At 41.9% G+C, this 456-nt stretch carries 1 protein-coding gene; it reads left to right on the top strand.

From position 1 onward, the window contains the following. The coding region (locus tag WEIDD23_RS12265) for a UvrD-helicase domain-containing protein (protein ID WP_156469677.1) at window positions 1–456 on the top strand (456 nt) is incomplete at both ends.

Below are 456 nucleotides of genomic sequence, written 5' to 3'. Positions count from 1 at the left end.
TGAATTGTTGCATCAAGAGCCGGAAGTGCTTGAATTCTATCAAGAAAAATTCTTATACGTGCACGTCGATGAGTATCAGGACACCAACGACGCCCAATATGAATTAGTTACACTATTATCAGCAAAACACCGCAACCTGGCTGTTGTGGGAGACTCTGATCAGTCTATCTATGGTTGGCGTGGGGCTAACATGCAAATCATCTTGAATTTTAACAAAGATTACAAAGATGCTAAGACCGTTATGTTGGAGCAAAACTACCGTTCAACGCAAACCATTTTGGATGCTGCCAATGCGGTTATCGAACATAATAACGAACGCATCGCTAAGAATCTGTGGACTGACAATGGTATGGGCGACAAAATCACTTATTACCGTGGACAATCTGATAAAGATGAGGCGTTGTATGTTATCGCCCAAATTCGTGACGGTGTACAAAATCAGGAACGGAATTATCG

Source organism: Weissella sp. DD23 (genome assembly GCF_001579105.1).
In the GTDB taxonomy this organism is placed as follows: Bacteria; Bacillota; Bacilli; order Lactobacillales; family Lactobacillaceae; genus Weissella; species Weissella cibaria.
The sequence above is the reverse complement of the archived record's forward strand: the minus strand, read 5'-3'. Positions and strand labels throughout refer to the sequence as shown.